Annotated in this window: 14 protein-coding genes, 1 pseudogene and 1 other annotated feature (1 of these 16 only partly in view); of the genes and pseudogenes, 1 reads left to right on the top strand and 14 read right to left on the bottom strand. The window is 33.9% G+C overall.

Features of this window, described 5'->3' with window-relative positions; translation table 11 throughout:
• Nucleotides 1–117 (bottom strand) — a binding site (T-box leader) (it extends 119 nt beyond the left edge of the window).
• A gap of 102 nt (nucleotides 118–219) precedes the next feature.
• The 4 genes from TX86_RS00360 to TX86_RS00345 form a co-directional block, all read right to left on the bottom strand.
• Entirely contained in the window at nucleotides 220–1,410 is a 1,191-nt protein-coding gene (locus TX86_RS00360) for an MDR family MFS transporter (protein ID WP_042345212.1), read from the bottom strand.
• Nucleotides 1,411–1,611: 201 nt separating this feature from the next.
• The gene (locus TX86_RS00355; RefSeq protein WP_195892845.1) at nucleotides 1,612–2,679 is read right to left on the bottom strand and encodes a LolA family protein; all 1,068 of its coding nucleotides are present in this window, start codon (nucleotides 2,677–2,679) and stop codon (nucleotides 1,612–1,614) included.
• Nucleotides 2,680–2,681: 2 nt separating this feature from the next.
• Nucleotides 2,682–4,136, bottom strand: coding sequence for a sensor histidine kinase (locus TX86_RS00350; protein WP_042345208.1), 1,455 nt, complete (start codon nucleotides 4,134–4,136; stop codon nucleotides 2,682–2,684).
• The gene (locus TX86_RS00345; protein ID WP_042345206.1) at nucleotides 4,133–4,840 is read right to left on the bottom strand and encodes a response regulator transcription factor; all 708 of its coding nucleotides are present in this window, start codon (nucleotides 4,838–4,840) and stop codon (nucleotides 4,133–4,135) included. The genes TX86_RS00350 and TX86_RS00345 overlap by 4 nt, the downstream gene beginning before the upstream one ends.
• Before the next feature lie 113 nt (nucleotides 4,841–4,953).
• Between TX86_RS00345 and TX86_RS00340 the strand changes: the two genes are divergently transcribed.
• Nucleotides 4,954–6,360: a YcdB/YcdC domain-containing protein gene (locus TX86_RS00340; protein ID WP_042345203.1), complete on the top strand. Its 1,407-nt coding sequence runs from the start codon at nucleotides 4,954–4,956 to the stop codon at nucleotides 6,358–6,360.
• An 84-nt stretch (nucleotides 6,361–6,444) separates the two neighbouring features.
• Here TX86_RS00340 and TX86_RS00335 read toward each other — a convergent pair whose 3' ends face one another.
• The 10 genes and pseudogenes from TX86_RS00335 to TX86_RS00290 all read right to left on the bottom strand — a co-directional run bounded on the left by TX86_RS00335 (nucleotide 6,445) and on the right by TX86_RS00290 (nucleotide 17,480).
• Nucleotides 6,445–7,242 carry a TIGR00266 family protein gene (locus TX86_RS00335; protein WP_042345201.1) on the bottom strand — a complete coding sequence of 266 codons (798 nt, stop codon included), beginning with the start codon at nucleotides 7,240–7,242 and terminating at the stop codon, nucleotides 6,445–6,447.
• 177 nt (nucleotides 7,243–7,419) lie between these two features.
• On the bottom strand, nucleotides 7,420–8,175 hold the full coding sequence (locus tag TX86_RS00330) for an amino acid ABC transporter ATP-binding protein (protein ID WP_042345199.1): 756 nt from the start codon (nucleotides 8,173–8,175) through the stop codon (nucleotides 7,420–7,422).
• Between the two features lie 15 nt (nucleotides 8,176–8,190).
• Complete coding sequence (locus TX86_RS00325; protein WP_042345197.1) at nucleotides 8,191–8,904, bottom strand: amino acid ABC transporter permease; 714 nt, start codon at nucleotides 8,902–8,904, stop codon at nucleotides 8,191–8,193.
• A 12-nt stretch (nucleotides 8,905–8,916) separates the two neighbouring features.
• Entirely contained in the window at nucleotides 8,917–9,624 is a 708-nt protein-coding gene (locus TX86_RS00320; protein ID WP_042345196.1) for an amino acid ABC transporter permease, read from the bottom strand.
• A gap of 280 nt (nucleotides 9,625–9,904) precedes the next feature.
• Nucleotides 9,905–10,771 (bottom strand): transporter substrate-binding domain-containing protein, encoded by an 867-nt coding sequence (locus tag TX86_RS00315; protein WP_042345195.1) that lies wholly within the window; start codon nucleotides 10,769–10,771, stop codon nucleotides 9,905–9,907.
• Between the two features lie 41 nt (nucleotides 10,772–10,812).
• Nucleotides 10,813–11,979, bottom strand: a pseudogene (locus TX86_RS00310) (acyl-CoA dehydrogenase family protein).
• Nucleotides 11,980–12,353: 374 nt separating this feature from the next.
• Complete coding sequence (locus tag TX86_RS00305; RefSeq protein ID WP_042345193.1) at nucleotides 12,354–14,936, bottom strand: ABC transporter permease; 2,583 nt, start codon at nucleotides 14,934–14,936, stop codon at nucleotides 12,354–12,356.
• A gap of 12 nt (nucleotides 14,937–14,948) precedes the next feature.
• Nucleotides 14,949–15,614, bottom strand: a complete 666-nt coding sequence (locus tag TX86_RS00300) for an ABC transporter ATP-binding protein (RefSeq protein WP_042345192.1) — start codon at nucleotides 15,612–15,614, stop codon at nucleotides 14,949–14,951.
• A gap of 112 nt (nucleotides 15,615–15,726) precedes the next feature.
• The gene (locus TX86_RS00295) at nucleotides 15,727–16,797 is read right to left on the bottom strand and encodes a sensor histidine kinase (protein ID WP_052343492.1); all 1,071 of its coding nucleotides are present in this window, start codon (nucleotides 16,795–16,797) and stop codon (nucleotides 15,727–15,729) included.
• Nucleotides 16,794–17,480, bottom strand: coding sequence for a response regulator transcription factor (locus TX86_RS00290; protein ID WP_042345190.1), 687 nt, complete (start codon nucleotides 17,478–17,480; stop codon nucleotides 16,794–16,796). The genes TX86_RS00295 and TX86_RS00290 overlap by 4 nt, the downstream gene beginning before the upstream one ends.
• Between the last annotated feature and the right edge of the window lie 55 nt (nucleotides 17,481–17,535).

Here is a 17,535-nt window from a genome sequence, read left to right as displayed (position 1 = left end):
TTTAGTTCATGTTTGCAGCTCAAAGGCGAGTTCGCATTATTTCCTCCACTGACTTTCACCAACCGTCAGCTCTCTAAGTCGGTCCTAAATGTTAGTACTCCTCATCATAGCTTAAGTATTATATTTTAAATATTGATACCTGTTATTTTAGTAAATTTTAGAGAAAAAATCAAGTCAGCATCAGTATCTCTCAATATTAACTAAAATATTCAGTCACACTTATTTTGCAACTGAATATTTTTCTGAAACCTTAGCATTTATGATTTTGTCATATAGCAATGTCGTACCCATTGCTAACACGAATAATCCCATTAACACAATAAACATCATTTGCATGCCATATAAATCTACTAGCACACCACCTAATAATGGACCAATCATTCTTCCTGCCGTAGCAGTACTGTTGACTATTCCTTGATAAAAACCTTCTTTACCTTTCGGAGCAAGCTCGCTAGCAATGGTCGGAACCGCTGGCCAAACAAGCATTTCACCAATAGTTAAAACGAGCATCGCTGTTAAGAATCCTGAAAAATTCGTCGCAAACGCTGCAACAGCAAAAGATGCCATCAAAATAGCCATACCTACAATCAGCTGCACTTTTACTTTCTTCATGAAAGAATATACAACCTTGTTCACAACAGGTTGCCCTAAAACGATTAGCGCTCCATTAATTGTCCACAAGAAGCTATATTGTCTTAAAGACACACCAATTTCTTGTGTATAAGCGGAAATTGTCGAAGTCCATTGTACATAGCCAATCCAACATAAAAAGAATCCGATACATACTACTAGTAAAGCAATAAATTTCCGATCATTCTTAACCGGTTTTTGCTCATCTAGAACACTAGTAGTTACCGCATCCTTACTCTCTATATTTCGATAAGTAATAACAACTAATAAGAAGAAAGCAATATACATGATTGTATTTGCAATGAAGATATAATCAAATGAGAAGGAAGCAATTAATCCACCTAGAGCTGAACCAACAGCTACTCCTAAGTTTTGAGCTACATATACTGCATTAAAGGCTCTTCTTCCCCCTTCTTTCCAAACAGAGCCTGCCATCGCAAACATCGCTGGAAAGATTAAACCTGAACCAAAACCAATAATCGTTAACCAAAGAACATAAAGAGGCCAACCATGATTGATTGTCAAGCCAACTAAGGCCGCTAAAGTCGTTATAGCCCCAACTAAAATAGAGCGATAACCACCTATTTTATCAAAAAGGACACCTCCTAATAAATTACCCACAACAGTAGCACCAGCATTTGCCATGAGGACTAATCCTGCCACTGACAATGATTTTCCTAAATGCTCGTGTAAATAGATTGTATTTAAAGGCCATAAAAAAGAAGATCCTGTAACATTAATAACCATACCAATAACAATAAACCATAAACTTTTTGGCATAAAAAATATCACTTCCCTTATTCTTTTATTTCGAGTACCTAAGTAATTGTAAGAGCATTGATGTTAACTTGCAATATTTTTGTATATCGAATTACAAAAAAAAAGCAAACAATATCATATAATTTTAAAAAACACTAAAGGATAATCTTAATGACAACAAAAATCCTCGCTCTCAATCTATGAGCGAGGATTTTTCTTTTTTTATTCTTCTGAGCTAAGCTTCATCTTCTCTGTCATCTTTAAAACATCTTCAAGAGATAGTTTCGGATTCTCAATTAATAATGAATAACGAACACCATCTTCATCCCAACTAATATTCCGAATTAATTCTAAGTATTCTGCATTTTGACCACGTACTTTGTAATTACCTTTAATCTTTAGCTTATCCCCTTCAGGCGTTTTAAAAACTGCCAAATGGAATAGTGGACCTTCATCATTTTTGTATGAAATATTCACTTCAGTACGATTAAGTTCTCCTTTTAGTTTATTTATCTTGATACTTTCTACAGTTGCATCATCTACATTAAATTGAAGAAATGGCTTCCCTATAGCTGCTTCTGCATCGACTATTGTTCCTTCTGTTTCTTTATTCATATCTTCCATCGGTATTATTTTTATAGAATCTGGGATATTTAGTTTGAATGTATTTTCCTCAAACTTCGGTGAAAAATCTATTTTCTTATACTCCATAACGCTCTTTATGTCTCCTGTTTGTGACTCGTTTTTAATAACAAACCATGTTTTTTGATCTATCCAAAAATCCATATCACCCATGATGTCATTTTTTTCTTTTGAAGTAAGCTTAATATGCGTCGTATCAAAACCATTTATTTTTTCTTCACCTACTATTTCTCGCTTATGACTATCCTTCACTGCATTTAGCATCATGTTCATTTGGTCTTTTGGTGAACTTGTGGGCATATCAATGTTTGAAATATCCATACTCATAGCCTGCCTATTACCTTCATCATACATTAATAATTGCTTGCCATCATTTAAAGCAGTCACACGTTGTTTTTTGTTTTTATCTTCGGTTATTACTTTTCTTTTACCACTTACATCTACAAATTCTTTTATTGTCGATTCCTCTTTTAATTGATCTTTTTCGTATATTTTCATCGTTGCTTCTGCATAATAAGCTTCCACTTCCTTTCCAGCTTCAATAGCATTCGAAACTATTTCCTCTGCGGAAGCCGTCATTTGTTGAGAGCAACCTCCCATTACAGCTATTGAAATCATTAATGCCATCCATTCCTTTTTTATATTCATATTTAGATCCTTTCTTTTAGCCAACATGCGACAAGTGTACCGTAGCCTTCTGTTGACCAAAGTTGTATTTTCCCTTCTTGTTTCTCCATCAATTCTTTTGCTATGCTAAGACCTAACCCAGCACTACCACCCGCACCTCTTGCTTCCTCTGCTTGGACAAACGGTTGAAATAATGCTTCTTTCATATAGTGCGGAACAGCTTCACCTTCATTTTGAACAAGCACAATCGTTCCATCACTTCTCCAACTTTCAAGCTTTGCTTTTACTATTGGAAAAATCCATTCTGGCAATGCTTGCCGAGAATGAATGACAGCTAGCCGTAATGCTCCATCTAGAGGTGTGTGTCGAATTGCATTTCCTACAATATTATCCATTACTCTTACCATTTGTTTAGTATCTAACATGTATGTTCCTTCAATTTCACTTTCAATGGTTAAAGCTAGATTTTTCTTTGCACAATTCTCTTCATAACCTGTTAGCAACATCTCAAAAAATTCCTCACCATCTATCTCCACTAGCTTCATTTTCATTTGCGATGATTGCAATGCTGTATAAGTGCTTAAATCATCAAACAATTGCTTCATATAGGAAAGCTTTTCAAATAGAATCTTTCTATACTCGACCTTCTCGTTTTCTGATAATCGTCTTTCATCTAAAAGAGCTTCTGTATATGCTCTAACCACCGTTAACGGCGTTTTTAAATCATGCGAAAGAGATGCCACAATAAACTCTTTATTTTGTTGTTCCTTTAGTAGTTGTGCACTCGTTTGTTCAATTTGCGTTTTCATTTCCAAGAAATGTTCATTTATTTCTCCCATTTCATCTTTCGAATGAATGAGAGAGGTTTGAATTTCTTCTCCTTTAGCAAATGCCGTCATATGCTTCATTAATAATTCTAATGGTTTATTTAGTTTTCGATTTAATAAAAAGACAATAGCTCCATAAATAACTAGAAAAAGGACACTTCCAAGCACTAGTAAAATCACTGAACGATTAGTTAGCCCTTTAACCCATTCTTTTCTCATAATCGAAATTTCATAAATACCCACAAGTTTTTGTTCTGAAAATACCGCTCCTTTGTATGAATAAGTACGATTATTTTTCTTGATTTCATTCAAATCTTTAACAACTTCATTAAGGTCATCCCAACCAGACAGAGATGCTTTACTTAATGTAGAATATAGCTTCATCCCATCATAACGATATAAAGTAATCTGCATTGTTTGGTCTACTAGATTTTGAATTTCTTCATACTGTTTCTTTGATTGATACGTATACCACTTAGGTTGCAATAAAATCTTTTCTAAGTCTTCAATTTTCATTGAAACCTCAAAATATTCGTTAACATCTCTTTTTTGATCTAGATTAGCAATACTTACATATAGTAAATAAATGCCTACTAAAGGTAGAAGCATGACGAGAAAGAAACTAATCATTAACCAATATTTAATTTTCATGAAAGCTGATCTCCAATAAAGCGATATCCTTCGCCCCATACCGTTTGTATAAACTTAGAGGCTCTTGTTTGATCTTTCAGCTTATCTCGTAAACTTTTAATATGAACAGTTACAGTATTGTTACCTTCTGAATCTTCTTGCTGCCAAATATGCTCATATATATCTACTTTCGTAAATGTTTGGAAAGGGTTCCTAGCTAATAGAAATAATACATCTATTTCTTTCGCTGTAAGCATAAGTGGAGCACCATTTAAATAAACGACTCTTTTAACATAATCAATCGCTAAACCGCGCGAGAAGCGTTGAATTTCTTCTTCATCTTGAATCATGTAGCGACGGTAGCGTCTTAAATGAGACCGAATGCGCGCACTTAATTCTGCAAGACCAAATGGTTTCGTTAAATAATCGTCTGCTCCCAAACCAAGTCCACGTACCTTGTTTTCTTCCTCTAGCCTCGCACTAACAATCAAGAGTGGAACTTCACTCTCCAGACGGATTTTCTCACAAAGCGAAAAGCCATCCATTTCTGGTAACATTAAATCAACTATTACTAACGAATACTCTCCCACTTTGAAATCTTCAAACCCTTCCTTCCCTGTAGAAGCCCATGTAGTGTCATATCCCTCCTTACGTAAATGATCACTCATTATTCGTGCAATGTCATAGTCATCTTCTACAATTAAAATGGATTCTTGTTTATGCATGAGCCATCCCTCTTTCCACTTTTATTATAAAATGTTAAATTAACCCTAACATATTTTTTATAATTACTTTATATTTACCGCTTCAAGTCTCTTAAAGAAAGGGGGGTTATCAATTGTTACAAGAGGAAATCAAAAAGCTGGCAATAGAACTTGGTCATATACCATCAATCTTTACATTAATGATTGAAGAGTTTAACAAGGAAAGCGGGAATGGATTCTTCATATGGGTTCATCCAAAAGATGACGATCAATATATCATTATTGAACTTACTAAAGAAGGACAACTTATTAAATTCATAACTTCTTTAATTACCAATGACCATTCACAATGGAACGAGGAGCAATTGAAGGAAAGAGCTTTGCAGTACGCTCATTTATATATTCCACTTGAAGATTGGGACGCATTAACATTAGAAAACTGGAAATTTACGAAAAATGATACATACCGACTTACGTATACACAATTTCACAATCAGCTTACCCTTCCATATACAGGTTTTTACTTAGATATTCATAAAACAAATACTGTAACTGAATTTAAGTATTACGGAATTGCCAAAAATATTCGTTCTTACAAGCATGAGTTGGACGTAGAAACTGTGAAGGCCAAATATATAGAAGGTTTGGAGATGGAACTAAGCATTAAAACATTAAACCCTGCTCTCTATGTAAATGGAGATAACCTCCCACATTTCGTATATGAGCCTATTTGGCATAATCACTTTAATATAAGTGAAGGAAAAATGGAAAAACAAGAACTAAAAGAAGAAATAGAAGAGAAATTAATAGACCTTAAAATGCCAGATGCCCTTGAATCAAAAACAATTGAAGAATTTATTCACTTTAAAAAAGAAGAATATACGAAAATTCGTGAAGTAAATATGGATCAATACTTAGGAGTTGTTTGGAGGCATAAAGAGAGCTTATTATTACCCAAAGAAGACTTAACTTTTAATAGCTACTTTGATGAACAAAATAATGGTACATTGAAGTTAATGTTAGATCCTCAAACAAATGAAATCAGGGGTGCTTATTCATTTCATAATAGAACTGGTCAATTAAATTTAACCATTGAAGAATGTCAAAGCATCGCTATGCAAATGGTATTTAATATTTATCCTGATGCGAATAAATATTTTAAGATGATATCAGATAAAGTTGTAACGAAAGAAAATAAATGTATGTTTAAATATCGTCTCGTTTATAATGATATACCAGTTAATATTCATGTTCTATTCATTACTGTTAATCGAACAACTGGTTACGTTGATTATTTTCAAAATTGTGATATAGAAATAGAAACTCTTAATCAACTAAAAATAGCACCTACCTTTACAGCAGAAGAAGCAAAACAAATCTTGATAGATGAATTAGAAATTGAAATGAAATGGCGCGACATATATGATGCTTCATCAGAAGTTTATTACGCATTATATTATGCACCATATTTCCCGAACTTAAATGAAAAGTTAGTAGCCATAGATGCAGTAACAAAGAATAAAATAATAGCAAAACTTTAGTAAGTACTTTAAACATTATAAATTTCCATTTAAAAATACAAAAACACCCGCAAGAACATCTCTGCTTCTTGCGGGTGTTTTTCATTACGAACGATCGCCACCAAATATATCAAACATACGTCCAGCTATACTACCTTCATCTTTTGATTTTCCTGAAACAGGAGCTGCTGCGAATACACGACTTGCTAAACGGCTAAATGGAAGTGATTGAATCCAAACTGTACCAGGTCCTCTTAATGTCGCAAAGAATAAACCTTCCCCACCAAACAATGCTGTTTTAATTCCACCTACCATTTGAATATCATAGTCAACTTCTTTTGTCATCGCTACTAGACAGCCCGTATCCACTCGAAGTACTTCACCTGGAGCTAATTTCTTTTCTACAATTGTTCCACCTGCGTGAATAAAGGCTAAACCGTCCCCTTCAAGCTTTTGCATAATGAAACCTTCTCCACCGAAGAAGCCTGCACCAATTTTCTTTTGAAATGCAACTCCGATGTTTACACCTTTAGCAGCCGCTAAGAAAGCGTCCTTTTGACAGATGATTTTTCCACCATGTTCACTTAAATCCATTGGAATAATTTTACCTGGATATGGTGAGGCAAAAGAAACGTGTTTCTTACCTGAACCTACATTCGTAAATGTAGTCATGAAAAGACTCTCACCAGTAACGACACGCTTACCAGCCGAAAACAGCTTGCCCATAAAACCACTTCCTTGAGATTCTGATCCATCACCAAAGATTGTTTCCATCTCAATTCCATCTTCCATCATCATTAGTCCACCTGCTTCAGCAATGGCCGTTTCATTTGGATCTAATTCAATCTCTACGAACTGCATATCATCTCCATACAATTTGTAGTCAATTTCATGATTATTCATGTTCATATCCCCCAAAATAGTTTTTACATTACTTATACCCATATACGACTCAATAAACATATTGTTTCATATATAAGTAGAAAAAGTAAATATTTTCTAATGAATAATCTATATAAACAACCTCTCTATTAAAAATAAAAAACAACCTCTATTAAGTATAGATGGTTGTTTGAAATGTTAAATTGAAAAAGTATATTCATTAGGCAATACACGTTTCAGAAATTTCTTTGTTCTTTCTTCTTTCGGTGTAACAAAGATTTCTTTCGGTGTACCTTCTTCTACCACTACACCACCATCCATGAATACAACTCGATTGGCTACTTCTTGTGCAAAAGATATTTCATGGGTTACAACTAACATCGTCGTACCTTCATTTGCAATATTCCTCATTACCTGTAATACTTCACCTACTAATTCTGGATCAAGCGCAGAGGTTGGTTCGTCAAACAAGATAATATCAGGATTTAACGCGATAGCTCGTGCAATACCGACCCTTTGCTGTTGTCCGCCAGATAATGCACTTGGATAAGCATCGTATTTTTCCGATAACCCTACTTTATTTAATGCTTTTTTTCCTATTTCAATTGCTTCTCCCTTGGGTACATTTCTTCCGATAATTAATCCTTCAGTTACATTCTCCAAAACTGTTTTATTGTTAAACAGATTATAATTTTGAAAAACAAAGGCTGTTTTTTGTCTAACTTCATGAATTTGCTTCTTAGACGCGGTATTCAAATCCACTTCCATATGATTAAAAGTCGCATGACCATGATCAGCTTTTTCTAAAAAGTTAATGCACCTAAGCAATGTTGTTTTACCCGAACCACTCGGTCCCAAAATAACGACTACATCACCTTTGTCAATTTTCAAATCCACACCTTTTAATACTTCATTCTGACCAAATGACTTATGAATGTCCGTAATAGCTAACATCTATTCAACCCCTTTTTATATGCTTGCTACCTTATATTTGCTTAAACGTTTTTCATATAATTTAAAGAGATACTCCACTGTACTACATAGAATTAAATAGATTAGAAAAATATCTATATAAGCTTCTACATAGTTGTATCCAACATTCGCTGCCATCTGAGCCTTTAACGTGATTTCTTGTAGTGACATAGCGTAACCGAGCGACGTTGCCTTGATTAAATTCACAGCCGCTGTACAAATATTCGGTAATGCAACTACTAATGTTTGTGGAATAATGATTCTGCGAAATGCTTGAATATTCGTTAATCCTACAGAATGAGCTGCTTCCATTTGCCCCTTATCGACTGTACCAAGTGCAGAGCGGAATACCTCAATTAATATAGCCGTTGTATTAATAGAAAAAATAATGAATGCATACCAGATTGGATTAATGGAATATACATCAATTCCGATTGCATATTTTTTAAAAATAGCTGTTAACACCAATGGAATACTACTATAAATAATAAATATTTGTACAATAACTGGTGTACCTCTTACGAACGAAACGTACACTTGTGCAAAACGATGTAAGATAGGAATTCGATTAATTCTAGTTAACGCAAGTAAAAAACCCAAAGGAAGCGCAATTAACATTGAAACGATTGAAATCATTAATGTAGTCGGTACTCCCGTTAATGCCAAGAAAAACGTATCTATTAAAAAATCAAAATTTAAACCTTGAGACATGCCGCTTCCCTCCTATGTTGTTTTTATGACTTGCTTACCTTTACTGAAAACTTTTTCTAACTTCAAGAATGTCTGCTCTATTACTATTGAAAGAACCCAGTAAATAATAGATAAAGCTAGATATGTTTCGAGTGCATGAGCATTAAAGCGTCCATCAATAATGAGCTGTGCTTTCCCCATCACATCAATTAAACCAATCGTATACGCTAACGATCCCTCTTTGATTAACTCAAGTAATCCGTTACCAAAGTTAGGTAGCGCTACTACAAAAGCCTGCGGCACAATTATTCTTCGAAAAACTTGAAAATGACTTAATCCAACACTTACCCCAGCTTCATACTGACCTTTATCAACAGATTGATAAGCACTACGTATGACTTCCGACATAATAGCTCCGAACTGTAATGAAAATGTGATAACAATAAACACGATCTTGTTAACATCATTTAAGTTCATTCCAAAGTTAGCAGCAACGGATGGTATGCCATAATACACAAGAAAAAGAAGAACAATAGATGGTGTACATCTCATAATTGTTGTATAACCATTGGCTAAAAATCTACCTAGCTTATTCGAGCCTAATTTCATAATCGCCAATATCAAACCAAGTAACGATCCAAATATAATCGATAGAATCGTCACAAAAAAAGTTATTTGCAAATATGGAAGTAATGCAGGAAATGACTCCCACAAGTAAGTTACGTCAAAATATTTGTTCATGCTCACCCTCACCTTCTTAACCGTACTTTGCTAACAAAAGTACAAAAACTTGCCAATTTCTTCACATTAGGCAGATAGAAGTTAATTCTCTCAATAACCTCAAAAAGAAAGTGACAAGTTCTAACCTCATTATTTCTCCTTTTAAACCAACAGTTACGACTCTCACTTTTCAAATCGAATAAGAATCAAGAAATCCAAGTGGGAAATCTACGCTATTACGAACCCAATCTTCAACTAATCATTTGTAAGAGATGAATCCCTTAAAAAGCATAGTTTCAACCTATCGTTCTACTCTTTCAAGAACCTCAAACAAGTCTTTATCATAGAACTTCTTAGTTAGCTCGTTAGTTTTCTTCTCTTCTTTTAATTGTTTAATAGCTTTGTCATAGGCATCAGCAAACTTTTGTTGTTCTTTGTTAAACAATGGCCACGTTTTAATAACAGCAAATTCATTGTAGACAACATCATCCTTTAAGTTATAATATGGCCCCTCTTTATCTAATACTTGTTTATTAAATGCACCTTCAATCATAACTCCACCATCTACACGACCTTCATTTACCCATTGAACAACATCGACAGTAAATGCATCACCCGCTTTTAGCTTCACTTGATTGTTAGGATTCTTTTTATTATATTCATCAATAATTGTGTACTGAGCATTGTTTGCCGCTATCGGCGCAAGAGAGTATTTTGCAGAAGCAAAGTCAGCCAATGATTTGATATTTGCATTTTCTTTCTTTAATACAAGTCCAGCACTACTTAACCCTAGGAATTCCTTTGGGAAAATAAATTTCTCTGTTCTCTCTTGTGTCCAAAAAGCATTCTTAACACCAACCTGGTACTTTCCTTGCTGTACACCAATTAATAAATCATCACTAGATGTCCCAACAAACTCGAATTCATAATCAGGTAATAGCTCATCCACTAATCTCATAATTTCTACATCATATCCAGTTGCTTTTCCGTTTTCATCTTTCCATGACATCGGTTTTGTAGATTGGTCATATGCTACTTTTATTTTTATAGCATCAGAATTATTTCCTTTTGATTCCGTACTTGCATCTTCATCTAAGCCACAACCCGCTAATAAGGATAGTGATGTAACTACAGCTGCTAAAATTCCTATAAATTTTTTCTTATTCATGAATATCTCTCCCTTAACACTGTTTAATATTTATCTATTATTTACTTATTAACTTGCTTCTCTTTCTCTAAAGCGGATGCAGCCAGTTTAATAATGGTCATATCATCCATAGGTGGATTGTGTAAGCCAGCTCTCACATCACGATAATATTATTGAAGTGGATTACTGTTTTGTAGACTTTTTGCACCAACAATTCTCATCGCTTTATCTACAATAGTAATTGCGGCATTTGTTATCGTATGTTTAACAACACCTAATTCGTTAGTCAAATTCACTCTTCTCGATACATCATCATACATTTCAGCAACACTATATATTAAATGCCTTGCTCGAATTAACTCTAAATCGATTTCTCCAATATGTTGTTGAATATGAGGTAACTGACTAATCGGTCCTTTCAAACTATTAGGTGAATATTCATTAGCGAAACTTACGGCATAGTTCCTTGTTGCTTGAGCTATACCTAGATAACAAGCTGGTATATGAAGCAACCAACCGTTAAATTTTGAACCAGCTCCTTTATCAGGGAGCTCCACTAAGCTTGTTTCCTTAACAATGACATTTTCAAGCACAAGGTCATGACTCCCAGTTCCTCTCATAGACATAACATCCCACGTTTCTTCTATGCTAAGACCTTCTATATCTCTAGGGATTAAGAAGAATCCGACTTGCTGCTTTGCTTCAATCCAAGCTCCTACAAGAAAATGTGTTAAAACTGGTGATGCTGTTGTAAAAATCTTATGTCCATTAATTACCCAGCTATCTCCTTGTTTTATTGCATTCGTTCCAGGCTTTCCACCTCTTGTCGGGCTACCTGTTTGTGCTTCACTAACCGCTCGATTGACAATCGCACCATTTAACAGTTCATCTGCAAAAATAGTTAGTTGTGTATCATTCCACAATTTATTCTCATAAAGATCACCTACAACACCTTGATTCCATCCAATCGAAAGCGCTGTGTTTGAATCAAAGCTAGCCAATATTTCTTGAAGAAGCACCATGTCATATACCTTTAAGCCATGCCCACCATACGATTGCGGTAATGTAGCGCAGTTATATCCAATTCGAATTAACTCTTCAAAATTCTCTTTTGGAAAAGTTGAAAAGCGATCTATCTCAGCGGATTTACTTCGAAATAAAGCTTCTCTCTTATATAATTTATCAATCCATAGTTGCTGATGTTCTGATTTAATAAATAGCTTAAGCATGTATGATTCCCCCTGTATACAACTTCTCTATCTCAAGGATTTTTATAAAAAAGTTAATTCTTATAATTCCAACTTGTTTTGTTGGTTTTAATCATAAATAAATTGGATATTTATGTCAAGATATATTTTGTTTAATTTAGAATATTTTTTACTAATTAAACATATAATTCATTTTTATTTTATGAACCCATAACTTTCTTGTTACACTATTCAACAGTAAAAAAAACGACTTATCGCCAATAATGTTTAAAGTCGATCTTGTTTCTTACACTTTAATCCTCTAAAGAAGTTTAACTTTCTTAAAGTACAAAAAAGGATTGAATATAGAGATTTCTCCCTATTCTCAATCCTTTTCTTATACACACGCTATAGAACTACTCCACTTCTCTCATTCGATCTATAATACTGTTTTTACTAATCGATTTATATCCTAAAACCGGGGTAACAAGCATTAAAATGGCTATTACAGTAACAGCTATTGCTATTGCAATACCATATCCCACCCAATTAAACCCACCATAAATCGGAAGCATCTTAGGAGCAACCCATGCTGCTAAAGCACCTAAAGGTAGAACTAATACTAAGGATAATAGAATATAGTATACGCCTTCAAATATAATCATCTTACGTATTTGTTTCTTCGTCATACCAATTGCTTCAAGTGTCGCAAGTTCCAACTTTCTTGTAATCAAACCTGTTAGGACTGTATTAATGACATTCAATGCACCAATAATACCGAATATACCAGCAATCACAACTCCCAACAGAGTAAAGGTACCTTTTACTTCAGTTACACCTTCAATAAAATAATTTTTACTTCTAAAATCTACTTGACTGTTATTATAATCAACTAGTACTTGGCGCACACGTTCATCGGCAGCCACTATATCAGTTCCTTCTTTCAACTCAATACCAATCTTTTGAATATAGCTTTCATATTGTGGGAAGATTTGCTTGAATGCTTCCTCCTCTATCGTGATTTTTCTTAAATTATTTGCCATATAATCGTTTTCTGAATCATTAGCTTTGTCACTAACAACAGCCATTACTTCAAATTCTTTTTTAATTATTTGTTCATTCCCTTTCTGGTCACGCACAACAATCTCTAATGGAAGTTTATCTCCCGCTTTTATAACGCTATTACTTCCATCATCATAATAAATAATCGAATTACCTTTTTTGAATTGCTCTTCATCAAGTTTTCCATCTACAAGACGCATTCGAGATGTTTCTTCCTTTATACGACTTGCTTTCATACTTCTCATTGAAACAAGATAATGTCCTTCTTCTGTCGTTTCAAATCCATAATAATTAGCAGTACCTTTACCTTTAAGTTCTTTATCAATAAGCCCTTTATTCACTAACTCTGCAGCAAATGTGCCCTTGCTCGGATCAGCTTTATAGAATGACATCGGTTCATAATAAGGTTCGATATGTTTAACAAAATCGAGACTTTTTAATTCATTATATAAATCAGCAGAAATTGGCTTATAAGCCTTATCTGTCATGCTTGAATACTTGTTATTTACTTCAATATCCGATGCCATTTGGCGGTCTGCATGCAGTTCTGGATCAATTCCTGTAAAAATATTGATTGAGAATACAAAGATGGTGGAGCTTAAAGAAATAGATAGCAGTGATAATGCCACACGTTTTTTATTCTTCATAATATTGGACCAAGCCATTTTGTGTAGCTTACCACCGTTTACACCTTTTTTATTTTTCTTCTTATACGTAACATCCTTTGAAACATACTTTACTGCTTCAATTGGTGATACTTTCCCTGCTATTTTACCTGGTTTTCTACAGCTAATTAATACAGTTAATAAAGAGAATAAAGTAGCAATAATAAATATATATGGACTACGTTCAATGATTAACATATTACCAATCATCATCTTACCGAATGCCATCTCACTTAGCTTAGCACCTGTAAAATACCCGATGATTAAACCTAACGGAATACCAATGAGAGATAACAGTAACGATTGTCTGATAATCATTTTCTTTATTTGTTTAGAAGTCGCACCAATTGTTTTCATTAATCCATAGAATTTTATATCTCTTACAATGGAAATATAGAAGATATTATAAATAATTAAATAACCACTAAAGATAATGAGTACAATACCTGCGACTACTGCAATAATTTGTCCTGTTTGATCTGAAACAACTTTAATTCCATCTTTTTCGAAGGATGGATGTGCTTCATACGAATCACTACCAATTTTTTTAGCTATTTGTGCTAATGAGGCCTTCACTTCCTTCAATGAAGATTTCTCATTAATAGAATCCATTTTCACGAAAGCAGTCCCGCTGTTTTTCTGCTTTAACATAGCTGGGTTATAATTTTTCACAAAGCTTGGTGAAACAATCACCTTTCCCATATTTGATCCTTCTGATTGCACAGACTCATAAAAACCACTTACTGTAAATGTGATTTTCTTCACTTGATTATTAATAGGAATATCAAGCTGAATCTTCTCTCCTACTTTTTTATCTACACCTAATCGATCTAACACCCACGTTGGTACAAATACTTCCTTATCACTCTTTGGATAATTCCCTTTCATCGGAACAATCGCCATCATATCAAACAACTTTTGATCATCTATCGCTAGTAATGAAACATTTTCCCCGAGAAACTCTTTATTCTTTAAAGAGTCATTACTTGCATTTTGCGAGAATCCTATCTCTTCAATATCTTTCTGATCCTTTAATTTCTCGTATTGCTCTTTGGTAGCAGAAATAAATCCTTCTGCATCAACACCTGTATATTTAACAATATCGTATAATTTATTTGATTTATAAAAAGTAAATCCTGCCACTAGAGTGGATGTGAGAAGTACGGTTGTTAATAAAATAGATAGAATAACAAATACATTTCTCATCGGATTAGCACGAAGGCTTCTATTGCTAATTCTTTTTATAATTTTACTATTATTATTCTGTAGCATGATTGAAACCTCCTAACCCTTCACTATTTTTCCATCTTCAATTCGGATAGTACGATCCGCACTTTGCGCAATTACATCGTCATGTGTAATCATAATAATCGTTTGGTTGAACTTCTCACTCGTAACCTTCAGCAAGCCAAGCACTTCTTGTCCCGTCTTACTATCTAAATTACCTGTTGGCTCATCCGCTAGAATAATGGATGGTTTTGTTACTAATGCTCTTGCAATCGCCACCCTTTGTTGCTGTCCACCTGATAATGTATTAGGCAAATTAAACATTTTCTCTTTCAAGCCTAAGCTCGTAATAATCTCTTGAACAAAGGCTTCATCGATTCGATTTCCATCCAATTCAATCGGTAAAACAATATTTTCATATACATTCAAAATCGGAACTAAATTAAATTGTTGAAAAATAAATCCTACGTTGCGACGACGATAAATCGTTAATTGCTCATCCGTCATGTCTGATATATTTTTTCCGTTTACAAACACACTACCTTCTGTCGGATTGTCTAATCCACCTAACATATGTAATAGCGTACTTTTCCCTGAACCAGATGATCCAACGATGGCAACAAATTCTCCTTTATTCACTTCAATATCCACTGAATCTAACGCTTTCACTATATTTTCTTTTCCATAATATTTCTTTAAGCCATGCGCTTCTAAAATCATCATCACTTCCAACTCCCTCTCACTTCTTGTTGATATAAGCGTAACATTCGAATCTTGTTCAAGTCCTCACAAAAAAGAGACATTCAATAATTGAAATGTCTCTTTTTTGTTATATTTACTTTTCGCTATAATCGTTAGGAAGAAAAATAGAAAAAGTAGAGCCTACATTTTTCTTTGACTTCACTTTCATATAGCCGCCTTGCCCGCTAATTATCTCTCTTGAAAGAAACAGACCAATCCCTACACCTTCAATTGCTGAAACAGAATGTGACCGATAAAACCTTTTAAAAATCTCATTGATTTCACTGATAGCAATCCCTATCCCAGTATCACTAATTGAAATAACAGTAAATAGCTCCCACTTCTCAACTGCTATAGAAATCTTACCACCAAAATTCGTATATTTAACCGCATTATCTAATACATTAAATATTGCTTCACTTGTCCATTTCGGATCGTGAAATAAAGTGATTTTTTGATCACAAGAAACTTCTATTGAAATATCTTTTTGCTCTGCCTTAGCATATACACCACTTAATGCAACAGCAATTGTTTCACTTATGGCGATATCACTTTTCTTATACTGAATCATACTACTTTCTAAGCGAGACATTTTAATCAAGCTTTGAATTAGCCAATCTAATTTATGTAACTGTAACTTCATATTATTTAAAAAAAGTTTTCGCTGCTCTTCATTCAATTCTCTCTGATTTAGCGTATCATTATACATCGTAATATTCGCTAAAGGTGTCTTCACTTGATGTGATATATCCGAAATCAGTGTTTTAATATGATTTTTCTCATCTTTATATTTTCTCTCTCTTTCAACCATCACTTCAGACATTCGCTGCAATTGATTCTCAACCTTAGATAATAATGTTTCTTCCGTATTTTGAAATTCAATTACAGTGCTTGTTGTTAAAACACAATCTAATAGAGTCATTAAACGAGTCGAAAAAGTAACAAGCTGATTACGAAGCAAGTATACAAATAATAACGCTAACAATACAATCAACACAGCAAAGAATACACAAGCAATAAAAATGGACTGAATACCTTGTATATGTTTGGGAAGAGATTGTACTTCTATATAGATGTACCCTATAAATGTAATAGCTACAACTACGAACAGTGTAATGAAAACACTATAAATATGGCTATTTACTCGCCTCATAACGGCATTCAATGACAGTCACCTGCCCATGTATATCCCATTCCATAAACTGTCTTTACATAATTCGGTTTCGATGGTTCATCCTCAATTTTATTACGTAGTCGATTAATCGTAACCGTTAACGTATGCTCTTCAACAAACTCATCATTCTCAAATAATACTTCCAAAAGTTTTTGCCTCGTAATAACTTCTCCCTTTCTTTCCATCAATGTTTTCATCAATTTATACTCAGATGGAGTTAATGCCAAACTTTCTCCATCCTTCTGAACAGTCATACTATCCAGATTCATTTCAAAACCGTCTTGCCTAATTACATCGACTTTATTTACATGATTGTAGCTTCTTCTAAGAAGAGCAAACACTCTTTCGCGCAATATATTTAAACTAAATGGCTTCGTAATATAATCATCCCCTCCAATTCGAAAACCAGTTATTACATCAAGCTCCATGTCGCAAGCAGTCAGAAATAAAATAGGCATTGTATATCTTTCTCTTACTTTTTTACAAAAATCAAAACCACTGCCATCTGGAAGGTTCACATCCAAAATAATTAAATGTATTTCTGTATTGTTCAATTGTTCAGTAGCCCCCTGAATAGTTGAAGCAGAAATCACCTCAAACCCATCCATTTGCATGTTGAATGTAATACCTGTGTTCAACATTTGATCATCTTCTACAATCATAATTGTCTGCATTCGAAATCTCCTTTAATGTATTCGTGACGAAATTGTCTACATAATTAGAAAAACC

The organism is Bacillus massiliigorillae (assembly GCF_000380245.2).
GTDB lineage: Bacteria > Bacillota > Bacilli > Bacillales > DSM-1321 > Bacillus_AD > Bacillus_AD massiliigorillae.
This window is presented reverse-complemented; position numbering and strand designations above follow the sequence as displayed.